This window comes from Staphylococcus sp. FSL W8-0774, assembly GCF_038006785.1.
Taxonomy (GTDB): domain Bacteria; phylum Bacillota; class Bacilli; order Staphylococcales; family Staphylococcaceae; genus Staphylococcus; species Staphylococcus pasteuri.
In genome coordinates this window covers 1-23,201 of record NZ_JBBOVW010000002.1, presented here as the reverse complement: position 1 = coordinate 23,201, position 23,201 = coordinate 1, and the positions used below count along the sequence as shown (strand labels likewise).

The following is a 23,201-nucleotide window of genomic DNA, read 5'->3' as shown; positions in this document are numbered from 1 at the left end:
GTTGTATACATTAGTTTATTATCGTAATTATTTTTTGTTACATGTAACATGTTACTACTGAACTTATTTTTTCAATTCCTATTCACTATGTCTTTGTTGTATACATTAGTTTATTATCGTAATTATTTTTTGTTACATGTAACATGTTACTACTGAACTTATTTTTTCAATTCCTATTCACTATGTCTTTGTTGTATACATTAGTTTATTATCGTAATTATTTTTTGTTACATGTAACATGTTACTACTGAACTTATTTTTTCAATTCCTATTCACTATGTCTTTGTTGTATACATTAGTTTATTATCGTAATTATTTTTTGTTACATGTAACATGTTACTTATGGGAAGTTACATAATTTATTGTTTCTTGTTATTTACTTTGTTACTATTAAATTAGATTTTAACAAATTAAAAAGCGTTTAGTCGTTGGCCCGACTAAACGCTTTAGGTAATAAACGCTAACATATATACTCTAAAAGATGCGTTGTTTAATATAATAAGTATATATAATTATATAGTATAAACAATGTAACTTCAAGAATGAGGTGTTCTTTAAATTAAGAATGCGTTTTATTACCTCTACCCAAATTCACAGAGGAAGAGGTTTATATTATGTCAAAATTCAAAAAAATTTCCGCTAGTAAATTTGAAACATCTCGTTTTTATCAATTACCCAAATTTTTATTTGAAGATAATTATTTTTCTAAAATGACAACCGAAGCAAAAGTTATGTATGCTCTATTAAAAGATCGTTTTGAATTATCCAAAATCAATAACTGGATTGATGAAGAAAATAATATATATCTACTATATACAAATAAACAATTATGTTCCATTTTACAATACGGAGAACCTAAAATTATTAAATTAAAAAAAGAACTAGAGAAATTCAATTTAATTATAAATGAAAGACAAGGACTAAATAGACCTAACAAAATATACCTTTTAGAACCTAGTTATGACAAGGAACTTACAAATCGTAAGTTCCAGAACAAACAAATTGTAAGTTCTGGAACTAACAAAAATATAGTTCAAGAACTTACAATTTGTAAGTCTAATGATACTGAGTCTAATGATACTGAGTCTAATGATACTGAGTCTAATGATATGTATGATATGAATGAAAGTACAAATACAATCACTAACAATACATTTCATTCATATCATGCTAATCATCAATCTAACGAATTTAATAATAATGCTTTAAAATATCAATTACTTCAAGAAATTCCGGATCAACTTCAAACCTATTTAAATAACTTTGAAGTTAGTGAAATACAAATTATTAAAAGCGTCATACTCAAAGGTAAAGCATCATTTAATAATGAAAAAAATACAATATACATGTTAGAAGACATAGAATTTGAAATGATTAATGTGCTCAAACGTTTTAAAGCAACGTTAATTCAAAAAGGCGAAAGTGTCGAAGCTATGCAAGGTTATTTAATGCGTTCAATTAAAACAGAACTCGAAGAAATGCATTCCTTAAATATGCGCCGTCAAAACGCGCCACAAAACCATATATTCGACACATCATACTATTTATGATTGGACGTATGTCGTCTTGAATCTAAATATTTCGCAAAAAAATACGTCCGTTGGATAATCAAATTTAAATAAGATGGATGATGTTGTCGCGCATACATTACTAAATCTTGAAATTCTATAAAATTGTGATTTTCAATCATATCAATAATGTTATTAAATATTTCAGACTGACCTTGATCTAATAAAAATTGATTTAAGTCAAACCCGCAACCACTTTCAATATCGTTAATATCATAAGGTGTTTTATCTGAATTAGAGGCATGAATAAAATAATCAAACATGCCCTTAGGAGACATAATAATTTCAATATGGCTCGGTGTATTTAAGTGTTGTTGAAGTAATTCAGAGACTTGAGAATAACTTTTTAAAGAATCAAAGAATAAAGCACCGTGTTTATGTGATTTTTTGATTGCTCCAGTTGAATGATCTATATCTTGATTGTGCCACGGGCTTAAAATATAAGGAATATGAATCTGTTCCAAAATATCTCGGTAGTTAGATGGCGTGCTTTCTTCATATATTAAGAAAGCCCACTTATTCGAACGTTTATCTTTCGTCATCATGGACATCCTTTCTGTGATTACTGATTAATGATGCCATGGGGGGTCGTAGTAACCCCATGGCACTGTTAATATACACATGCGCTTGTGTTTATCACTTCGTGTACCACAGCGCATGTGTATATTAACGTTTGTGACCTGTAAACCATAGATAACGATGATGTCGTTGAGATGCTGAAAAGTAGTAATTAGGATGCATGTGGGTAATCTCTTCATGAATCTGAGGTTCAATGGTCTTTAATATTTCATGTGCTTGTTGCTTGCGAGGAATTTTAATCGCTACACGAACTTCATTTTGACGAACATCAACAATCGATTTTCCCACGACTTTATTAAAATAGCGTTCAACAGAATTTGTTTTAGTTTCGCCTGTTTGTTGCCAATCTTTTGATGATGTTGTGTCGATATCTTGTTTAAGATAATGTCGTAAAACCATTGTGTGATAGACAGATTTAATATGATTCGTAATTTGATCCTTCAATAAACGAATGATTAAATCGATAACCATTAATATCAATGCTAATCCTAACAAGTAAAATGTAAGTTGATATAAACCGTTTGAAATGACTGTGATATAGTGTGTGACATTTCGCATATCGATTTGAGATATAGCGATGTTCAATAGGTCAAAGAGTTTACTAAGAATCACTGTCAAAATAGCAAATAGAAACAAGTAAATAATAATATCATACACACGCATAAAGTAGGTTTTCCTCATCACAATACACCATCCTTTGTATAGAAAGTCGGACATAATAGAGGTAAGACTTGATAGGGAGATTCACTATCAATCACTTGAATCAATCCCGTCCCTTTACCAATGGGTATCACAATACCTTCAGGGTCTAAATCTGGGAATAAAAATTGTGTTGTTTTTTTATTAATATTGCCGATTTGAATCAGCACATTGAGTTGTTCTCTAACAGAAACTGGAATGGTTTGATGATCAAACCGTTGAGACACCAGTAATAAATGGACTTTGGTTGCACGACCCAATAAAGCAATTTGTGATAGTAACGAAAAAAACGCATCTTTAATGGCTTTATTGACACCCTCAGCTAAAGCAAGCACTTCATCAATCACAATGGTTAAGTGCTCAAATGGATAGTCTGGATCGTCATAAAGCATTGTTTGACGCTGTTGAATAATCTGAAGACAATGACTTAAGTTTTCATTAATCTCAGATAAAAAATCAGACTTAGATCGATTTTGATGTGGATGAATGACAGTAATATCATGGATACGCGCCCATCGACTCGGTGTATCAAACTTAGGATCAACAATAATGAGTTCAGATATGGGCTTTAGCACACTTAATAAGTATGTCAGCATATATGACTTACCACTGCCTGAATTACCTGCGATCGCTATGGATGTAATGTTTTGATAGTTTAAAGTTAATTGTTTCATAATCGGAATTTGTTGGTTCATTAGAGTTGAAGTAAAACGATCTAAATCCGTAATGACTAAACGTTCAGATATCCCTTTTTGCCATGGAAAAAACAATGCACGTTGCGTGTGAATATCATCTGTGTCCATAGGAACGAAATACGCGGAGTTTTGTTTTAACAGTGTGAACTTGGGATATAAAGCTGCACTCGCAATGAGAAATATTTTTTGATATAAGTCATCATCAATAATGTAGCCTGCAGGCAGGCGAGGAAGAAAGTAAAAACCTTCTTCCGTAACCTTGCAGGTAAAACTATTGGTATAACTGGTCTCACCTTGCATCATGGATCCCAATGCCATATTTAAACTTTGTAGGAGGTATTGTTCGAGCTCTTTGGTTGTCATTATTTAACCTCCTTCAGATCTGAAGCTTTGAAATAAACATCGTAACGTACTTCACAAGCTTCTAGATTATCAAAAGTAATGACGCTCATATAATTCGGTAATGTTACTTCATTTTCGAATTTAACTGTGAAGGGTGGTAAACCTTCTTGAACAAACCAAGCTTTATACGCAATAATTTCTCCGGTAGGCTGATTATTTTCAAAACGCTGTTGTGGATAAAGTTTTGTACTTAAGCTATAAATGGGTTTTTTATTATCAATATAATTGGAAGCTATTTCAGTTGAATAGCCACCTTTTTTGAAATTGGCTTGAATTTTCATGTGAAACATCCTTTCAATCCTATTTGATGCGCATCGATTAGGAATATAAATAGTATTAATCAAAGATATCTGCGATTGATTATATTCTCTCAAAAATTATAATTGAAGTTGTTAGTAAAAAATGTGACCCACAAGTAAAAAACTCTACCAACTTTTAGAAATAATTATTTAAAATATGAAGTACAGAGGTGTAATAATGAATTTAGAACGTATGATGGATACAATGATTGGAGATAGAATTAAAAAGTTTAGGAAGTCTCAAGGTTTAACACAAGAAGTTTTTTGTGAAAAATATGAAAATAAAGTAAGTATTGATAAATATCGATTATCAGCATTAGAAAACGGGAGAAGAGAAAAAAAGAAAAATCCTCATTTTCTAACAAAAGAATATGAGAACTTTTTTTCCGAATTAATGAATATAGATAATAAAACATTCATTTTTGGTAATTGTAAAGAAAGACATCAATTAATCAAATTAATATTACTTAATATTCTAATGAATGGAACAACTAACCCAAGTCATAGAAAAGATCCTAAAGTCGAACAGATACCGATTTTTGAATTTAGTGATGATATAGAATTTTTTAGGCTATCCTACCTTAATTTAGATAATGAAGAATTAAAAGATATGGCTTTTAATACATACAGTAATATGATCGATGGGAAAAAATATAGTGAAAGAGAACTAGAAACAAGAAAACATCAAATTATAAAAGAATTACAATCATATGATGATTTTTTTTATAATCAAGATATTTTCAGATACTACAAACTTTTAATGGATGGAAAACAGTGTTTTTCGAAGCAATCTTCCATACTATTAAAATGTTTATTTGGAAATTTTGAATTTGCTAACGAATTTTTATCAACTGTAGAAAATCTTGAATCATTTTATCTAGGAAATGTAATGCTTAGACAAAACAAACAGAGCTTCTACATAGACAATTATTTTAGAGGTGAAGGGAGTTTTGGATCTAAAGCGACAGATTGGAAAGAAATAGGATATAAAGTTTTTGTAAAGGCTTTTAATGAATTTTATTATTATCATTCTGAGGAATTCCTTGAATTTTTTGAAAAAAATTTTTTTCGATATTCTTATAATATAGTGTCAGATAAACATATAGATTTAGTATTTCAAAGGGATAGTTTTTTTAATATTTTAAATAGGGTTTATGAATATGATCAGTATTTACCTAATAGAATTAAAGGGCATAATTTTTCACGACCAATGATTCAAAAGTTTGCATTGATTGAAGAGCGGTCAAAGAGAATAGCTAAAAAAAATATCAATTTACACAGTAAGAAGATCATTAATCCGACAGAATATTATGATTTAGTTCAAGTTTATCAAGAACAAATGCAAGATACTTATGATATAGATAGATATTTAAATGATTTAATAAATATATCTTTACTATTTGTTGATAATGACAAAAATGATACATGATTAGGTTTGTACTAGAACATTCCCAATTATACCGTTAAAATAAATCTTTGAGTTTGACTTGAGTGAAAAGTTTAAAAAGTATTATAGTTTTTAAATTATATGTTATATAAGACATGCTACATCATATATTATTATATAATTCACCTTATTATAAGCTATGTGTAACTCAGACATTATAGATGGTATAATATAAAAGTCGCCTAGCTCTCAGGCGTCAATTTAGACGTAGAGAGGAGGTGCTAAAATGACAGATATTCTTGTTCACATCATGACCACAGCAGCAAGTGGTTGTATCGTCGCGTTATTTTCGTATTGGCTTCGAAAGCTCGATGATAAGTAAATAGGCGACTAAGCCACACCAATAAAAACCCCCTCACTATGCTAGTAGTGAGGGGGTTGGTGCATAAAATGCAGATATTCTTGTTAATCAAATTATAACATTGGTTAGAGTGAAAATCAAAATTTGATATATTTTAAAGTTAAATAAGTTTTTGTCTTGATACCTTTTCCATTAATTTTAATGGATTTAAAGGTAAGGGGGGTTTTTGTGAACTGTCTAAAATACCAAAAGATAAGCTATTGACATTGTAAATTGGGAGACGATATTTATCATTTGATTTTTGTAAATTTGTAGTTATACAACAAACTACTGTTTCTTTTTTTGACAATTTAGATATACCAATAAATGAATTTTTGAGTGCTTCTTGATTAGAAGTAGATGTTATATATGATTCAGGAAAAATAATTTCATAATTATCATAGTCTTCTAATTTTAAAACAAATGCAGAATTCTTTTTATCATAATTCACATACGATACAGTGCCAACTATATTAACTACTTTATTTACATTTTTATCGTCTATCTCATTTATACTTAAATGATTGGTTTGAATTGATTTTGTTTTTGATTTATTAGTATTTTCAATTTTATCTAACGCTGGAGAAATGGATACTGTTTTTTCAGTTTCACTATTAGAATTAACAGTCTTACTTGTGTTACTTTTGTTTTGTTTGTTGTCACTCTTCTTTTTCGAAGGGCTAAAATATTTAGCAAAAGCGTATTTATGTTTTGTTTGAATCTCTTCATTTGAAAAGCCTCTTTTTACAATTTCTTCGTTTTGGCTTTTGTTTTTAGATTCAATTCTTTGCAAAGAATAAGGACAGTTTACACTATGATTTTGTTTTGGGAAAGTTCTCAAATATGGATTTTGCCCATTAGCATAAATTAAAGGACACTTACATCCTGGAGTCGCACAGTATAAATGATTTTTAATTAATGTAAAATTTTCATGATCTCGTATATCCTCAACTTCCATTTCTTCTGAATACCCTTCGTAAATAAATAAAGCTTGTTCAATTTTCATATTTATCTTCCTTATAAGTTATTTGACTGTAAAAATTTCACTTTACATTTAAACTTACGTGATGTATCATATTATTTGTGATAAAAATATTACATCTACATAAGATAATGATAGCTTGTCATGAAACTAAATAATACAAATATATCAATCTTAATTATAATACATGTATTAATAAGAGACAAATGAAATTAGTGTTTTATATAATTTCATTTGTCTCTTATTTTATTTATTATTATAAATTTACGGTACACCCTAATCATACAAAGTAAGTTGTTGAAATTATCGCAATCAAAACGTATGATTAGGGTGTATATTAATTTTGGAGTGAAAATAAATGATTATAGGCTATGCGAGAGTATCTTCGATAGATCAAAATTTAGAAAGACAATTGGATAATTTAAAGACGTTTGGTGTGGAGAAAATCTTTACAGAGAAGCAATCAGGCAAATCAGTTGAAAATAGACCTGTATTTCAAGAAGCCCTTAATTTTGTAAGAATGGGAGATCGGTTTGTAGTGGAATCAATTGATCGTTTAGGACGTAATTATGATGAAGTAATCGACACAGTTAACTATTTAAAAGACAAAGAAGTTCAATTGATGATTACTAGTTTACCTATGATGAACGAAGTTATCGGCAATCCCTTATTAGATAAATTTATGAAAGATTTAATTATTCAAATATTAGCGATGGTTTCAGAACAAGAAAGAAATGAAAGTAAACGTCGACAAGCACAAGGAATTAAAGTTGCGAAAGAAAAAGGTGTATATAAAGGACGCCCATTACTTTATTCAGCGAATGCAAAAGATCCTCAGAAACGCATTATTTATCATCGAGTTGTAGAAATGTTAGAAAAAGGACAAGCAATTAGTAAGATTGCAAAAGAAGTGAATATAACAAGACAAACTGTTTATAGAATTAAACGAGGGAATCAATTATACTGAAAATATTTTTCTGGTTCTACTCACTTATTTTTTAAGATATTTTTGATATTTAATAAGACATATAATGAATTATGGAAGAAAGGAGTAATTTAAGATGAGATATACTGAGAAGATAAATAAAAAAAATAGTGTTTCAAAATTGGAAAAAATATTAATTGATAAAAACTATCATTGGATGATGTTTAGAGGGGAAGATATAAGTAATCCTTTACTTTTATTTTTGCATGGCGGACCTGGAAATGCACAAATTGGATGGGTAGCAGAATTTCAAAAAAAACTGGAAAAAGAATTTATAGTAGTTAATTGGGATCAAAAAGGAGCTGGATTATCGTATAATGAGGATATACATTTTGAAGAAATGAATTTAGATATATTTGTTAAGGAACTAGAAGAGATAGTGATATTTTTAATAAAAAAGTTTAAGAAGAAAAAGATATATCTAGTAGGTCACTCTTGGGGAGCCATAATAGGTATACATATGATAAATAAAAGACCTGATCTATTTTATAAATATATTAGTGTATGTCAACCAGTAAACCATCAAATAAGTGATCGTATAAGTTATAATTATGTCATAAAAAAAGCGCACATAAATAAAGAATTTCAATTAGCACAAAAACTTATTGATAAAAAATATAACTTTACTAACAATGAGTTTGAATATGTGAATTGTTTAAAGAATATGATTAACAAATATACCTATAAAACAAATAGTATTGAAATATTGAATATAATGAAAAAAAGACCTGAATATAATAATAATGATATAATGAATTGGATTTCGGGATCTTATTTTTCTTTAAAGTATTTATGGAAAGATGTAAAGAATACGAACTTGTTTGAACAAATAACAAAAATTGAGACACCTATTTCATTTTTTGTTAGTAGGAATGACTATAATACACCTTGTTCATTAATAGAACAATATTATAAAAAAATAAAGGCACCTAATAAAAGTATAGTTTTTTTTGAAAATTCAGGTCATAATATACCTGTTGAAGAACATGAAAAGTTCAATGAAAAATTAATAGAATTAAAAAATTAGTAGAAAAGGAAATTAATACCTTTTCTACTAATTTATATAATCATATACATAGTTAGAAATTTTATTTATTGTATTGAATGTAACATTTACATTAGCTAATGTATTTTCATCAAAATTAACTTTATATCTTTCTTCAATAGATGTTATTAATTTTAAAAAGTCTAAGGAAGACAAGCCCATTAAAAATAAGTCTTCGTCGTCATCTATACTTTGTTCATTATTAAGTAAATTGGAACATAATTTAAAAACATTTTGTTTGATTTCTATCAAAGAAGAATCCATATTAATACCTCTCTTTATTTAAATATAGTTATATAATTCCATTTTTTTGATAAATCTACAGACCATTGTGGAGGTGACGGGATAGAGTTAAGTTTATTAATAGGATATCCATATCTGATCCACTTTAATACTTCAGAAGAATCCGTAGAATTACCGATATAAAATTTCCAACCATCTATAGTAGTTTCTTTTAATATATTATAAATTTGATCTTTTGATAATGCTGAAGCCATTGCGGCTCTCATAATTTCTTTGTCTCTTGAATCCTCTATTTGGTTCATTAATTCCATCTGATAACTACTAGACACATTTCCAACATCTGAAAAATATAAATATCCTCCAGGTTTTAAGACTCTATAAGATTCTTTTAAAACTTTTGAAGGGTTATTGAGTAATCTTAATACACCATAGCTTGTTACTAAATCAAAGGAATTGTCACTATATGGTAAAGACTCAGCATTTACAACAGAGAAATATATATCATTGATGCCATGCTCTGTTGCATTAGACTTAGCAGTATTGATCATTTCAGAAGATAAATCTATTGAATAATAATTGCAATTAGGGCTTAAAAATTTGGATATTATACTAATCCAACCTGGGCCACAACCAATTTCTAAAATATTACTTTCGGGATTATTAAAAGTGTTGGATCTAATTAAAGATATTAAAGAATGCCAATAATATGATTTTAAGAATGACCTTTGAGCTAAATCATTATAATTAGTTACAATATTTTTAGAAGACCAATCAGGATTATTAAACATAAATAGTCACCTCAACAATAAAATCAAGTTTACTTTTATCGATTGTAGCTTTCCATAACAATTGTGAATTATTTATATGTTGTAATGACACTATAGGGGTTATACATTTACCATTACCTTTTATTATAACGGTCTCATCATTATAATTATCCTCATAAATTTCTTTACCATTTCTTTCAATGTATATTTTTCCTAAATTTTTTATAGTTATAATTTCATGAATATGGGAGTGTAACTTTCCGTCAATTTTTTTTGTGTAATCAATACCTCTTATTTTGCCACTTATATCAGGAGAATTCACATCTCCCATATAATGGTAGTTTGAATAAGATACACTTTTAATTTCTCCTATATAGTCATTTTTAATAAAACGATTATTTAAAATTAAACTATACAATAGGCTCCCTACTTTCATTTTCTTTATTAATTATTAAATCCGAAGCAATTTTTCCAGAAATTGTAGAAGTTAATAAACTACCTTGATATAAAGTCCATTGACCTACAAAATATAAATTATTAATAGGAGTGGTGATTTTTTGTTGGTTGAAATTTACATAGGTCTTATTAGGATTCCAAGTCCATCCTCCAGTTGATCCGTTTTCATTCATTGTATATCTTTTATGAGTAAGCGGAGTTGCTGATTGTTTAAAGACAATTCTCTTTTTCACATCAGGTATAATTTTTTCTAAATTAGAAATAAGTTGATTTTCAACTTCTCTTTTTAAATGATAATATTCTTTACTTTTATGACCAGTCTTACTTATTTTCCATCTATTCATCCATTCATAGAAACTAAATGATTGTAATACTAGTGTAGAATGGTTATCATCTTGAACTAAATTCGAATCATGTAAGCAAGCTGCAGAAATTTCCATTGGTAAACTTTTATGAAATTCCTTATTAAATGGAGTGACGGTTTGGCTTTGCGTTGGATAATACCAAACATGATGTGAATTCTTTAAGTATTTCTTTAACTCATCTATAGACATATCTAAAGTCAAATAAACAGTGAAAAAAGCTTCAGCAGTTATATTGTTTTCTATTTCATCATTCCAATCTTTCATACTTTCATGACCATTTAATAAATATTTTATTGTCCCTTTCATATCAGCGTTAGAAATTATATACTTTCCTCGTACAGTTTCTCCATTAGAAAACTGTATGCCTGAAGCTGAATTATTTTTAGTGAGAATTTTTTCTACTTTAGTATTAGTACTTAAAGTACCTCCTCTTTCTACAAATGCATGAGCTAAAGTATCCATAAAATATTGTTTACCGCCAATATTATAATAATAATCATCTTGCCATAAATACCAAAAAATACCAGTAGCTAAGGTACTGCAGTTTCTATAACCAAGATTAGTAAGTACTTTAGAGATAGGGTTACGTATACCAAGTATTTCTTTAGCCTTTTTAGAAGCAGGTATGGAATCATAATACAATAAATCTTTATAATATGACTTATTTTGCCAATATTTTTTATAGTCGGGCATAAATGAAGAAGTATCAGTTTCAATTAAACCCTTCATTCCGTCTTCATTTTCTAATTTAGCAATAGATGTTACCTTTTTATAAAATTCAAAATACTCTTCTATATTCTCAGAATCATTAGGATATGCTTTTTTGAAAGCGCTCTTAGCATCATCTAAATTTCCTAATTTTAGATCAAGTCCATCATCAGAAACTAATCTATGAGTACATTTTTTAAAAGTGATACGATCATCTAACTTTAAATACTGTAAAGCAGGTAAAATTCCACCTTTTATTTCATTAGACTGTGTTCCATAATCAAAATAATTATTTTTTTTCCATCCTCCTTGCATTAGCCCACCTACAACATTGTGTTGTTCAACAAGTAAGGTTTTTATATTATGGAAAGCTAAAAAATTAGCTGCAAACAGTCCACCTATACCGGCACCTATAATGATAACATCATAAGTATCTTCGATATTTTTTTCAGTATATCTATTTTTTTTATTTTGAGTAGATATCACTACAAATCCTCCAATATTAATATAGTCCTTTATATTTATCTGGAAACATTGATTTTAAATTCGTAAATCCTAAAAGAGTCATTCCTCCATCTAATATGAATTCTTGTCCAGTTATATAATCAGCTTTAGATGAAAGTAAATATTCAATCATATTTGCAACTTCTTCAGAATTTCCTAACCTTTTTAATGGTATGTGATTAGCCCATGTCTGTTTCATTTGTTGATCAAACATCATTCCCTCAGTATCAATCATACCACCTGTAACCATATTTACTTTTATATTATATTCTGCTAATTCATAGGCTAAAGATTTAGTCATTCCAACTAAAGCACTCTTAGAAGCACCATAGGCGACTTGTCTAGGACCTGCTATATGAGCACCACTTACTGCGCCCATATTAATTATTTTCCCTTGTTTTCTTATAATCATACTTTTCAAAACTTTTTTTGAAAAGTAGTAGGCACTATTTATATTAATATTCATTTGTTCATGCCACATCTCTTCACTCGTTAATAAAAAAGCTTTGTCTAACTTATACCCTGCATTATTTATAAGAGCATCTATTTTTCCATAATTATCTAAGATATACCGAATAATACTATCTATACCATCAGATTTTGTGGCATCATGATTAAAAAACCTAATGCTACCATCCATATTTTGAACTTCTTTTAGTATAATATTCACATTTTCTAAATCATTATAATGAGTGCATATTACATGATGTCCACTATTACACAAATTCAATGCTAAGTTTCTTCCAATACCTTTGGAGGCGCCTGTTATTAAGTAAACTTTATATGTAATTTCAAACATCTCCTTACTTAAAATTGTCTCATAAGTTCTTGAGTGTTTCTTTGACCTTTAGGTAACATATTGGCAAAAGAACAAGCAGACCAATTAGCGGCTTTTTGATTTTTTGATAAATATTTAATGAATCGATTGTAAAGCAAAGGACTTTTTAGTAGCTTATGCATATTATAAAGATGATTATTACTTTCTTCTTTCATAGCATGTAAATTAGAGATTAAATTTTTCTGTATAGTAAACCAATTTTTATCAACATCAGATGTTAAAAGTTCTTTAGCTACTTTACTAGCTTCTATACTTGAATCAATGGCATAACCTATACCTTCTCCAGTTAAGGGATCATAAAATCCATTTGTATCACCTACAGGTAACACACCTTTTATAACTTTTTTCTTTACTTTAAAACCTAGCGGTCCAAATTTTACCACTTTAGTTTCTCTAGTTGAATTATCAAACCAATGCTTCCATTTAAAGTCTTTTCTATGAATAAAACCATCTATCCATTCTTCTGTATTTTGCTTAGCTTCATTCCACAATTTTTCTGATAATATAAACGCTAATATTACGTTATTTTTATCTATTGGAAATACACAAAAATATCCTGGTTCGATATAATAATGTGTTCCTATTGAAAATAGATTATCTGAAAAACCAACATTTTTATATTGGCATATAATTGCATATCTTTTATGACTCTCTAAATTTTCGACCATATTGTTATTTTTTAATATTACAGAATTTCTACCCGAAGCATCTATAATTAAGTCACCAAAAACTTTTTCTAATTTACCGTTATTTACTCCCTCAACTCCTATAATGAAGTCTTTTTTTGAAATAGTCTTTTGAACTTTCCAATCATTAAAGTATTCAACATCTTCTAAGTTTTCAATAAGATGATGCATGTTTTTACTTAAAATTGATCTAGGAACAGTATATCCAAAATTTAAATATGGATAGGAATTATCATAAAAACCTTTGAATTCAGTGTCATCATAACTTAAACCTTTAATACCGTCGATATGTAAAAAATCATAATCAAGTAAATACTTTAGTAATCCCATTTGAGATAATTTAGTTAAAGTTCTAGGATTAATTACAGAAGTACATATCTTATCAATATCTTTGTTTTTTTCTTTTTCTAAAATTTTCACTTGAAAACCTTGCTGAGACAAAAAATAAGCCGAGGATAATCCTGCTATTCCTCCACCAATTATAATTATTGTTTTTTTCAAAAAATCAACCTTTCTAATTCATAAAAAAACTTAAGTTAATTTCACCAATATATTCTGTATCACTATATAATTTTATCTCCGAAAAAGCACCTTTTTCAAAAGTTCTTGTAAAAGAACATACATATATTAATCTTTCCCCTATCATACATTGCCTATTTATCTGAGTATTATTAATACCTGTTAATAAAAACTGTTTTTTCTCACTATGTGGAAATAAAAGTTTATATAATATAATACAACTTTGTGCTGCTCCTTCAACTATAAAAGAGAAAGGATAAATACTATTAATATTTTGAAAATCAGATAAAAACATATAACTTTGTAAAGACTGCTGGTTTTTATTAAAATTTGCCTGCCTAATCATAATAAAAGGATATTGTTGAGGCAATTTCTCTTTTATTTCTTCATAATTAATCATCTGGCTTCTCCGCTTTTAAGAATTAAAGATGTTATATGACCGGACAAATCCCAAGATAAAATCAAAAAACCGTCATTTTTATCAAAATCATAATTGTAGTTTTGAAATCTTTGCGATTGAAAGTCTATACAATTTAAATCTAAAGCATAAGGTATTGTTTTAAATTTAAAAGATAAAATTGCAGAAATAATTTGAAACATTCCAGAATTGCCATATGTATCCCCTAATCTTCCCTTTATTGGAGAAATTTTAATATCGTCACAATTTTCAAAAACTTTTTGAATAGCTGATAATTCTATCGAATCATTATTATAAATTCCATTTGCTCCAGAAAAAACGCCAACTATCTTAGTATTTTCCATATCTTTTTCTATAGTCTTTTTTATATTCGAAATTATGTCATCACAAATATCATTTGTATCATAACTATAAGACTCTGTATAAGACGTAATATAATTTATAGGTTTTTGGCCTCTCTTAATACAATTTTTATATGTTTCTAAAAATAAAGTCCCGGACCCTTCACTAGGAATGATAGCAGTACTATTTGAACTATATGGTGTTCCAAGAGTAGTGTTATTATTTATTAGTCCCATATTATAGTAAATCCAATTAGTACGTTTATTTAATTCCTCTACTCCAGAAACAAATACACATTTAGAAAAATTCTTTTTTATTGACTCAATTCCATATATAAGTGAATTTATGGATGAGCATTGTCCTGTAGATAGGGTAGTATTAAATGCTCTAGCATTTAATTTTATAGCTAGTTGAGCAGAAGGAGCATTAGTTAAGGTGTTTGGCGCTTGCATAGGGCTAACATATTGTGGACCTTCTGTTAAAATAGTATAATCATACTCTGAAACAGACTGAACACCTGAAAAATTAGTGGCTACAGTAATACCTATATCTCTGTCAGCATAATAACCTTCATTCTCATAGCTAAGATTTGCGGAACTCAGTAAAAATTGGGTACTTCTAGTCATATACTTTAAACCCTTTTTTTCTAAAATTGATTCTGGATTCCAATTTTTTATAACTACCTGTTGAAATGCAGGAATATTTAAAAAATCATCGCTATTAGTTAAAGTGGTATTCATCTGCGTTTGACTAGTTATTCCCCTCCAAAAATCATCTATTGAATATCCAAATGCCGATATACAACCTATTCCCGAAATAACTACTGTATCTTTATCCATTTTTAACACCTCCAAAAACTATTGAACAAATGTTGCCACCAAAAGCAAAAGAGTTACTTAAAACTATATTTATATCTTTATTAATTTTATGGTTAGGCACCACATTCTTTATACAATCTGAATCTGGACATGTGTAATTAATTGTTGGTGGAATCGTATTATTTTTTATTGTCAATACAGATGATATAGCTTCTAATCCACTTGCAGCACCCATAGTATGGCCTATCATTGATTTTAATGAACTTACAGGTATTCTATCTGTATATTCTTTAAACACTCTGTACAAAGCTTTAGATTCCGTAGAATCATTAGCTTTTGTTCCTGTTCCATGTGCACTAATATAAGAAACTTCATTAGCTTTTATATTAGCTGATTTCAATGCCTTTAACATTGCTAAAGTTGCACCTAATCCTTCAGGGTGAGGTGCTGTAGAGTGATAGGCATCACACGAAAGTCCATGCCCAATTATTTCAGCATATATGTATGCATTACGATTTAATGCCGATTCCAAACTTTCTAAAACTAAAACTCCTGCTCCCTCAGATACCATCATACCTTGTCTATTTTTATCAAAAGGTCTACAAAAATCTGGGGACATAGCGCCTAATCGATGAAATAATGCAAAACAACTTCTTGACAAACCATCGGCACCACCAACATAAGCCATATCCACTTTTTCGTCTTTTATCATTTCAGCACCATAAGAAATTGCATAGTTTCCAGCTGCACAAGCAGTAGGAATTGTAATACTTGGACCACTAGCCTTTAAATATTTTGAAACAGTAGCAGAAATATTTGTGCTAGGATAAAATTCAATGTTGTTTTGAGTAGAATGATATTTTAATCTACTTGTTAAATCATCTTCAATGATAGACTGGTTTCCCATGGTTGTTCCCATACAAACACCTATTTTCGCATCACAATGATTTGCAAGCCCCGCATCTTCCATTGCCAACTTTGTTGCTAAAAGCGAGAATTGACAAGTTCTACTTAATTGATCATATCTTTTTTGAGAATCAAAATAGTTGTTTATATCAAAATCTTTAATTTCCCCCCCTTTCTTAATTGAGAAATTTGAAACATCAAAGTAATTAATATCTGTAATTCCGTTTTTACCCGCACAAATATTTTCCCAAAAATTTTGATGCCCTATTCCTAATGGAGAAACTGCGCCTAATCCAGTAATAACTACTCTTTTTCTCATTTCCCTACACCTTTTTTATTTATTTTTATTAATTAAGTTACTAACAATTTCATAAACTTGGTTTAAACTTTGTATATTAGGTAGTTCTTCTTCTGGTATAGATATCTGGTATTTTTTTTCAATTCTTACTACAATTTCTAAAGCCATCATTGAATCAACACCTAAATCTTCTACAAAATTATCATCTTCTTTAAAATCATCAATTTCTATTATTTCTGATACTAATTCTTTCAATTCTTGTTTTAATTCCATAAAATATTTCCTCCAATTTTTACATTCCACCATTTACTTCTATGACAGACCCTGTGATATATGTAGATTCTTCAGATAGTAAAAACGAAACTAAATTAGCTACTTCTTCTGGTTCCCCAATTCTTTTCATAGGAATTGAATTTTCTACATTTTCTATTTCTTTTTTACTTAACTTGTGAAACATATCAGTGTTAATATAACCAGGTGCAATAATATTAGCTCTAACATTAAATCTAGCTATTTCTTTAGAAAGAGATTTTACTAATGCTATTTGACCTGCTTTAGAAGCAGCATAATTAGATTGCCCACTAGAACCTGTAAGACCATTAACTGAACTAATACAAACTATCGATCCATAGCCTTGTTTAATAAAGTTATATGAAACACTTTTCAAATAGTTAAAAGTCCCTGTTAAATTCACATCTATGACTTTATCCCATGATTCTTTTCCCATCATAATAAGAGATTTATCATCGGTAATTCCTGCGCATATAACTAAACCATCAATAGAAAATTCTGAAAACATTTTCTTAGTAATACTAATGACTTCATCATAATTCGTTGAATCAACTTTTAACTTTTGAATATTCTCTCCATATTGTTCTAATATGTTAGCTGATTCATCATCTGACACATATGTAAATATTACTCTAGCGCCCATATTATGTAACTTTAGGACTACAGATTTACCTATTCCTCTAGAACCACCTACTACCAAGAAATTCTTATTCTTAAACAATATAATCACCCCCTCTAACTATATATTAAAAATAACATTTTTAGATTTATAAATAAAACATCAAATCAAATTTATTAACTTTTTTCGATCAACTTTTCCATTTGCATTTAAGGGGAAACTTGATACCTCTTTAAAAATTGAAGGGATTGTGAATTCTGGTAGTTTTTGACTTAAATAATTATAAAGATATTCTATACTCAACTGTTTCTCCGTTCTGACAAAAGCTATAAGTTTATCTTTTTCACAAGTCACATATGCTTCTTTTATTAAAAAATGATTTTCAAGAACATTTTCAACCTCTTCTAATTCAATACGAAATCCCCGTATTTTAACTTGGTTATCAATTCTACCTTCGAATATTATTTCTTTTTTATTATCATATTCGACTCGATCCCCAGTTCTATACATTTTATAATTAGAATTAAATGTAAACTTTTTATCTGTTATCTCTTTTTTATTTAAATAACCTAAACTAACGCCTTCTCCAGATATCAATAACTCCTTATTTTCACTAGATATTTGAATCGTAGTTCCATCTATAGGCTTACCAATCGGTATAGTAGTGTTGTATTTTATTTTTTTATTTAATACATGGTAAGTAGCAAATATTGTTGTTTCAGTTGGACCATATACATGTATAATTTCAGTTTTTTTTAAAGCTTGATTAACTAAATTAGCATGACTAACTGAAACTTTTTCTCCACCAAATAATAAAACCCTCAATTTTTTTAGTTTATTTAGATTTCCTTCAGCTAAAACATTAAAAAGCGAGGTAGTAAAAAAACAAACTGTTATATTATTTTTTTCTATTATGTTAGGTAGTTGATATAAATATTGCATTCCCTTTTGAGTTGGAATTACTAATGTTGCTCCATTTAATAAAGGTGTAAAAATTTCGAAGCTAGAAGCATCAAAACAATAATTTGACCCCCATAGAAATTTATCTTCATAAAATATTTTTAGGTATTTGGGATTCAAAGTTCTAGATAGAATATTATTATGTGTTGTTATAACTCCTTTAGGTAAGCCTGTAGTACCAGAAGTATACATAATATAGGCAACGTTATTGTCAAAATAATAATTAATAGCTGCTTTTTCATAGTTCATATCTATAAAGAGTTGCTTTTTGGAGGTGAAAATATTTTTTTCCTTTGTATTTTCATCTAAAAACACATAATCAATTTGCGAATCTTGCATAATATATTCTAACCGTTCTTCCGGATAACCAAAATCTAAAGGAACATAAATATTTTTTGTTTTCATAATTGCAAAAATAACAACTATAAAATCAATTGATTTATTCATACACACTCCAATAGCATTATTTGAACATTTTAGATTATTATTTATGATATTAGCGCATGTATCAACTCTATTTTTCAAGTCATTGTACGTTATTTTTTCTTCACCATATTCTATAGCTATGTTACCTGGAGTTATAAAAACTTGTTTCATAAAATGTTCATAAATACTATTTGAAATTGACATACTTAAATTCTCTCCAATCAAAAATGCTTTAAAACATTTAGTTCATTTTCCAAGATATTATCTGCGATATTATAAATTTTTTCGATATCATAGTGCCTTTTTATTTTTCCTTTCATCAAATATGTTCTAAGAATCTTCCAAGATTTGACAGTACTAATACACGCTTTTTGCAATATTGAACTGTCAGTATCATGATTACTTTTTAAAAACTCTACAAAACTTAATTTTACTTCAATTACTTGTTTAATTCTAAAAGCTAAAATATCTTGTTTATTCAATAAATCGCTTTCTTTTGTTTCTTTCATTTCATTTAAAAATCTTGCGATTTTTTTAATACTTCTATAAGCTTCATCTTGAGATTTTTTGATGTTGCTTTCATTATATGTGTTAATTTTATAATTAGGTTTAGTGTATTCAAAAGTCCTTTTGCCCATAGATGCATATGCATTATGTATAATGTCAAAATCCACCCATCCTCTAAAATTTAATTTTAAATCTATAACATAAAATTGATTACTTTGATCATCGTAACTATATATATATATATAATGTTCAGCGCTTTCTCTATTGAAATATATTTTCATCCAAGGTAAATGTTTAGCATCTACTAAATGTAAAAATAAGTTATCGCCTTTTTGTAAAAAGTTTTCTAATACATTGAAATGCCAAATCGTATTAATACCAAATGTATTATTTAATTCTTCCCAAAAATTAGCTCTTTCTATATAAACATAATCATTAGATATTTTTATATTATCTTCAAACAAGTTGGAATCTCTTAAACACCAGTTTCTAACAAATAAATGTCTATATTCATACCCATATCTATCAAGGAACGAACAAAGAAACAACTCACAACAATCCAAAAATTCTTCTTTTAAATATGAACTAACTTTATTCATTAAACTTTCTCCTTTATAATGTGATATATTGAAGGGGTGATTTTATGAGAATATTTTTTATAGCAAGAAAGAACAAAATAATTGATGAAAATTTTAATCTCCTAATTAATAATGTTATCGAAAAAGATAGAATAATTAAAATTAAAAACCGTAATTCTAAATACAATTCATTAATCAGTAAATTACTCTTACAATATTGTTTTTATAATTACTACAATTATAATATCGATCATTTATCTTTAAAAAGAACAAAATACAATAAACCTTTTATAGAAGAATGTGATCTTTATTTTAACCTATCCCATTCTAGAGATAATATAGTGTTAGTATTTAGTGAGAAACCTATTGGTATTGACATAGAAAGTATAGATTTTTTCAACTATGACATAATAAAAAAATTCTTTTCATCAAAAGAAAAAGAATATATATATTCTTTTTCTAATAATAAAAAGAAAAAACTTGAATATTTTAAAATATGGACTCAAAAAGAAAGTTTTGTTAAATGTTTAGGCATGGGGTTTTTTCACAGTATTCTTAATACAAATATGGTTTTTAATTACATGCCTATTTATAAAAAAAGTTACAAAGGAACTGATTATTATTTTTATACCACATATTTAAACGATAAATTTATTATTACTTTATGTAGCACCTATAAAATTAGAGACCTTCATATGATTGAAGTATATCTAGAGGAATTAATTGATTTTTTCATCTAAGTTCCAGTTAACAACTAATCCAGAGTAAGCTAGTCCGCCTCCAAAACCAAATAACATTACTTTTTGATTTTTTACTAATCTTTTATCTTGTACCGCCAAATTTACAGATAATGGAATAGACGCTGAAGAAGTATTGCCCATATTTCTTATACTAGTTATCAATCGCTCTTTAGGAAACGCTACTCTTTCACAGATTGATTCTAACATTCTCAGATTTGCACTATGAGGAATAAGCCAATCTATATCACTAAGTTTTAAATTGCAAGATTCTGCTAGTTCATTTATCTTTTTCGGTAATGTAGAAACAGCCCATTTATAAACCTCTCTTCCATTTTGTTTAATCAAACCATTTGTATTAATTAATTCTCCATCTAGTCTATTACTTATATTACTTGCATATAAATTTTTTCCCTTAGCCCCATTAGATCCGTTAACAACAGAGATGAAGCTAGGATTGTCTTCGTCTTTTTCAATTAAGAATGCTCCTGCTCCATCTCCAAATAAAATACATGTTGAACGATCTGTATAATCAGTGATTTTAGATAAATTTTCTGCTCCTATAACTAATATCTTTTTATTGATACTAGCTGTAATTAAAGAATTAGCTAAATATAAGCCATAAGTAAACCCTGCACAAGCCGCATTTATATCTATGGCTCCTGCGTTTTCAATTCCAAGTTTATATTGTAAATATGATGATACACTTGGAGTTTTAAAGTCTGGTGTTAGTGTACATACTATGATAAAATCAACATCTTTTATGTCTTTGCCGTATTTGTTTTGTAAATCTATTACCGCTTTATATGCTAAATCACTTGTTTGTTCACTTCTTTCACTAATTCTTCGTTCTTTTATACCTGTACGTGTAACTATCCACTCATCATTTGTATCTACGATATCTTCTAGATCATCGTTTGTGAGTGTTTTTGAAGGAACGTAAGCTCCTTGAGCAGTAATTCTAGCTTCTGATTTCATTCTATTCATCCTTTACATTTAATTTCTTAAATGACAATTATACGTCATACCAATATTAGTCTCAATTTTATTAATACTCATTTTTTTTTAAAAACTCCTCTAACACTTCATCAACTATAGCTTTTATAGATGTATCTTTATCTAGTGCCATTTGATTTAGTCTTTTTTTGATATCAGTATCCACTCTCATAGTCATACTTTTAGATACTGGTTTATAATTCTCTGTATATTTTACCTCAGATGTATCTATATTATCTAAAAATCCTGCCATAAATATCACTCACCCTCAATTAATCTAATTCTATTCAGTAGTTCTTCGTAAACTTGGTTAAACATATATATAACTTTTTTGTCATGCATGTCTTTATCTTTTATTCCATCAGCAGCAAACTTTTTTATTCTTTCTCTTTGGTATATCTGATTCTCAAATAGTGCCTCAGAAAATGCTGATTTAGACATATCTAATATCTGCTTATCCACTCGCCCACTTTTTTTTATTAATACTGGAACAGCTCCAACTAATTCAAACGATAAATTCGATTCTTTTTTTCTATCCCTTAAAAAATTAACAAATGAAAGACTACTTTCATAAGCAGATTGTTGTGTTTGAAATACCATTAGAATGTAGTCACTTGCATAAACAGCATTATTAGTAAAATCAGAGTTAATAGTAGGCGGTACATCTATAAATATATAGTCGAAATCGTGAATCTCTTTAATTTTTTCAACCACATTTTTTAAAATATATCTTTTCTTTAGGATATCTGTCTTTGAAATAATATCGGATAAGTTAGCCAAAGATGAATCCGCTGGTAATAGTGATAATTTAGAAGTTAATTTCACGATACTTTGGTCTATATTTCCATTTTTTAGCATGTTTATAAATGAAATCTTTTCTTCTTCAAATTCTGGATAAGTTCTTTTCATTATTTGAGTTGCATTTCCCTGAGGATCAAAATCTATTAAAAGCACTTTTTTATCATAATTTTCAGATGCAATGTAAGAAAGTAAAGTGGCTACTGTAGTTTTACCAACACCACCTTTAAAATTACCAACTGTTATTATGCTCAAAATAAAACCTCCTATTCACTATGTCTTTGTTGTATACATTAGTTTATTATCGTAATTATTTTTTGTTACATGTAACATGTTACTACTGAACTTATTTTTTTTCAATTCCTATTCACTATGTCTTT

Annotated in this window: 27 protein-coding genes; 6 read left to right on the top strand and 21 right to left on the bottom strand. The window is 28.2% G+C overall.

Annotation, left to right across the window (positions count from 1 at the left end):
* Window positions 1–614 precede the first annotated feature (614 nt).
* Window positions 615–1,550, top strand: a complete 936-nt coding sequence (locus NSQ15_RS12255) for a replication initiator protein A (protein WP_242260128.1) — start codon at window positions 615–617, stop codon at window positions 1,548–1,550.
* Here the strand turns inward: NSQ15_RS12255 and NSQ15_RS12250 are convergent.
* The 4 genes from NSQ15_RS12250 to NSQ15_RS12235 form a co-directional block, all read right to left on the bottom strand.
* Window positions 1,541–2,110, bottom strand: a complete 570-nt coding sequence (locus NSQ15_RS12250; protein WP_242260126.1) for a replication protein — start codon at window positions 2,108–2,110, stop codon at window positions 1,541–1,543. The genes NSQ15_RS12255 and NSQ15_RS12250 overlap by 10 nt on opposite strands.
* Before the next feature lie 124 nt (window positions 2,111–2,234).
* A complete protein-coding gene (locus tag NSQ15_RS12245) occupies window positions 2,235–2,828 on the bottom strand; it encodes a hypothetical protein (RefSeq protein WP_340747194.1) in 594 nt (197 codons plus the stop codon).
* The gene (locus NSQ15_RS12240) at window positions 2,828–3,904 is read right to left on the bottom strand and encodes a cell division protein FtsK (RefSeq protein ID WP_340747193.1); all 1,077 of its coding nucleotides are present in this window, start codon (window positions 3,902–3,904) and stop codon (window positions 2,828–2,830) included. Before NSQ15_RS12240 ends, NSQ15_RS12245 begins: the two co-directional genes overlap by 1 nt.
* Window positions 3,904–4,224: a hypothetical protein gene (locus NSQ15_RS12235; RefSeq protein ID WP_340747192.1), complete on the bottom strand. Its 321-nt coding sequence runs from the start codon at window positions 4,222–4,224 to the stop codon at window positions 3,904–3,906. The genes NSQ15_RS12240 and NSQ15_RS12235 overlap by 1 nt, the downstream gene beginning before the upstream one ends.
* 196 nt (window positions 4,225–4,420) lie before the next feature.
* Between NSQ15_RS12235 and NSQ15_RS12230 the strand changes: the two genes are divergently transcribed.
* Together NSQ15_RS12230 and NSQ15_RS12225 are read left to right on the top strand one after the other, a co-directional pair.
* On the top strand, window positions 4,421–5,671 hold the full coding sequence (locus NSQ15_RS12230) for a helix-turn-helix domain-containing protein (RefSeq protein ID WP_161575782.1): 1,251 nt from the start codon (window positions 4,421–4,423) through the stop codon (window positions 5,669–5,671).
* 244 nt (window positions 5,672–5,915) lie between these two features.
* A complete protein-coding gene (locus NSQ15_RS12225) occupies window positions 5,916–6,011 on the top strand; it encodes a type I toxin-antitoxin system Fst family toxin (protein ID WP_161575781.1) in 96 nt (31 codons plus the stop codon).
* A gap of 139 nt (window positions 6,012–6,150) precedes the next feature.
* Here the strand turns inward: NSQ15_RS12225 and NSQ15_RS12220 are convergent, their stop codons facing one another.
* A complete protein-coding gene (locus NSQ15_RS12220) occupies window positions 6,151–7,035 on the bottom strand; it encodes a hypothetical protein (protein WP_242260122.1) in 885 nt (294 codons plus the stop codon).
* Window positions 7,036–7,369: 334 nt separating this feature from the next.
* Here NSQ15_RS12220 and NSQ15_RS12215 point away from each other — a divergent pair, with 334 nt between their 5' ends.
* Together NSQ15_RS12215 and NSQ15_RS12210 are read left to right on the top strand one after the other, a co-directional pair.
* Window positions 7,370–7,978: a recombinase family protein gene (locus NSQ15_RS12215; protein ID WP_242260116.1), complete on the top strand. Its 609-nt coding sequence runs from the start codon at window positions 7,370–7,372 to the stop codon at window positions 7,976–7,978.
* A 94-nt stretch (window positions 7,979–8,072) separates the two neighbouring features.
* Complete coding sequence (locus NSQ15_RS12210) at window positions 8,073–9,023, top strand: alpha/beta fold hydrolase (protein WP_162162633.1); 951 nt, start codon at window positions 8,073–8,075, stop codon at window positions 9,021–9,023.
* 27 nt (window positions 9,024–9,050) lie between these two features.
* Here NSQ15_RS12210 and NSQ15_RS12205 read toward each other — a convergent pair whose 3' ends face one another.
* Genes NSQ15_RS12205 through NSQ15_RS12145 form a run of 13 tightly spaced genes read right to left on the bottom strand, consistent with a single transcriptional unit; the run spans window position 9,051 to window position 20,311 of the window.
* The gene (locus NSQ15_RS12205) at window positions 9,051–9,305 is read right to left on the bottom strand and encodes an acyl carrier protein (RefSeq protein WP_162155508.1); all 255 of its coding nucleotides are present in this window, start codon (window positions 9,303–9,305) and stop codon (window positions 9,051–9,053) included.
* Between the two features lie 14 nt (window positions 9,306–9,319).
* On the bottom strand, window positions 9,320–10,072 hold the full coding sequence (locus tag NSQ15_RS12200) for a class I SAM-dependent methyltransferase (protein ID WP_162155507.1): 753 nt from the start codon (window positions 10,070–10,072) through the stop codon (window positions 9,320–9,322).
* The gene (locus tag NSQ15_RS12195; protein ID WP_242260112.1) at window positions 10,065–10,469 is read right to left on the bottom strand and encodes a hypothetical protein; all 405 of its coding nucleotides are present in this window, start codon (window positions 10,467–10,469) and stop codon (window positions 10,065–10,067) included. Before NSQ15_RS12195 ends, NSQ15_RS12200 begins: the two co-directional genes overlap by 8 nt.
* Window positions 10,462–12,066: a phytoene desaturase family protein gene (locus tag NSQ15_RS12190; RefSeq protein ID WP_242260110.1), complete on the bottom strand. Its 1,605-nt coding sequence runs from the start codon at window positions 12,064–12,066 to the stop codon at window positions 10,462–10,464. Before NSQ15_RS12190 ends, NSQ15_RS12195 begins: the two co-directional genes overlap by 8 nt.
* A gap of 16 nt (window positions 12,067–12,082) precedes the next feature.
* Window positions 12,083–12,883 (bottom strand): SDR family NAD(P)-dependent oxidoreductase, encoded by an 801-nt coding sequence (locus tag NSQ15_RS12185; protein WP_242260108.1) that lies wholly within the window; start codon window positions 12,881–12,883, stop codon window positions 12,083–12,085.
* An 8-nt stretch (window positions 12,884–12,891) separates the two neighbouring features.
* Window positions 12,892–14,109 (bottom strand): NAD(P)/FAD-dependent oxidoreductase, encoded by a 1,218-nt coding sequence (locus NSQ15_RS12180; protein ID WP_242260100.1) that lies wholly within the window; start codon window positions 14,107–14,109, stop codon window positions 12,892–12,894.
* Window positions 14,110–14,122: 13 nt separating this feature from the next.
* Complete coding sequence (locus tag NSQ15_RS12175) at window positions 14,123–14,527, bottom strand: hypothetical protein (RefSeq protein ID WP_242260098.1); 405 nt, start codon at window positions 14,525–14,527, stop codon at window positions 14,123–14,125.
* The gene (locus NSQ15_RS12170) at window positions 14,524–15,726 is read right to left on the bottom strand and encodes a beta-ketoacyl synthase N-terminal-like domain-containing protein (protein WP_242260097.1); all 1,203 of its coding nucleotides are present in this window, start codon (window positions 15,724–15,726) and stop codon (window positions 14,524–14,526) included. The genes NSQ15_RS12175 and NSQ15_RS12170 overlap by 4 nt, the downstream gene beginning before the upstream one ends.
* Complete coding sequence (locus tag NSQ15_RS12165) at window positions 15,719–16,930, bottom strand: beta-ketoacyl-[acyl-carrier-protein] synthase family protein (RefSeq protein WP_242260095.1); 1,212 nt, start codon at window positions 16,928–16,930, stop codon at window positions 15,719–15,721. Before NSQ15_RS12165 ends, NSQ15_RS12170 begins: the two co-directional genes overlap by 8 nt.
* 15 nt (window positions 16,931–16,945) lie before the next feature.
* Window positions 16,946–17,182 (bottom strand): acyl carrier protein, encoded by a 237-nt coding sequence (locus NSQ15_RS12160; protein WP_242260093.1) that lies wholly within the window; start codon window positions 17,180–17,182, stop codon window positions 16,946–16,948.
* A gap of 19 nt (window positions 17,183–17,201) precedes the next feature.
* The gene (locus NSQ15_RS12155; RefSeq protein ID WP_242260092.1) at window positions 17,202–17,921 is read right to left on the bottom strand and encodes an SDR family oxidoreductase; all 720 of its coding nucleotides are present in this window, start codon (window positions 17,919–17,921) and stop codon (window positions 17,202–17,204) included.
* Window positions 17,922–17,981: 60 nt separating this feature from the next.
* On the bottom strand, window positions 17,982–19,409 hold the full coding sequence (locus NSQ15_RS12150; RefSeq protein WP_242260090.1) for an amino acid adenylation domain-containing protein: 1,428 nt from the start codon (window positions 19,407–19,409) through the stop codon (window positions 17,982–17,984).
* 17 nt (window positions 19,410–19,426) lie between these two features.
* Window positions 19,427–20,311, bottom strand: coding sequence for a hypothetical protein (locus NSQ15_RS12145; protein WP_162155505.1), 885 nt, complete (start codon window positions 20,309–20,311; stop codon window positions 19,427–19,429).
* Between the two features lie 44 nt (window positions 20,312–20,355).
* Between NSQ15_RS12145 and NSQ15_RS12140 the strand changes: the two genes are divergently transcribed.
* Window positions 20,356–21,030 (top strand): 4'-phosphopantetheinyl transferase family protein, encoded by a 675-nt coding sequence (locus NSQ15_RS12140; RefSeq protein ID WP_162155504.1) that lies wholly within the window; start codon window positions 20,356–20,358, stop codon window positions 21,028–21,030.
* Here NSQ15_RS12140 and NSQ15_RS12135 read toward each other — a convergent pair.
* From NSQ15_RS12135 to NSQ15_RS12125, 3 genes are all read right to left on the bottom strand, one after another.
* Window positions 21,010–22,005 (bottom strand): ketoacyl-ACP synthase III, encoded by a 996-nt coding sequence (locus NSQ15_RS12135; protein WP_162155503.1) that lies wholly within the window; start codon window positions 22,003–22,005, stop codon window positions 21,010–21,012. The genes NSQ15_RS12140 and NSQ15_RS12135 overlap by 21 nt on opposite strands.
* Window positions 22,006–22,075: 70 nt before the next feature.
* Window positions 22,076–22,276, bottom strand: coding sequence for a plasmid replication-associated protein (locus NSQ15_RS12130; protein WP_162155502.1), 201 nt, complete (start codon window positions 22,274–22,276; stop codon window positions 22,076–22,078).
* Between the two features lie 5 nt (window positions 22,277–22,281).
* Window positions 22,282–23,076: a ParA family protein gene (locus tag NSQ15_RS12125; protein ID WP_162155501.1), complete on the bottom strand. Its 795-nt coding sequence runs from the start codon at window positions 23,074–23,076 to the stop codon at window positions 22,282–22,284.
* Window positions 23,077–23,201: the final 125 nt, after the last annotated feature.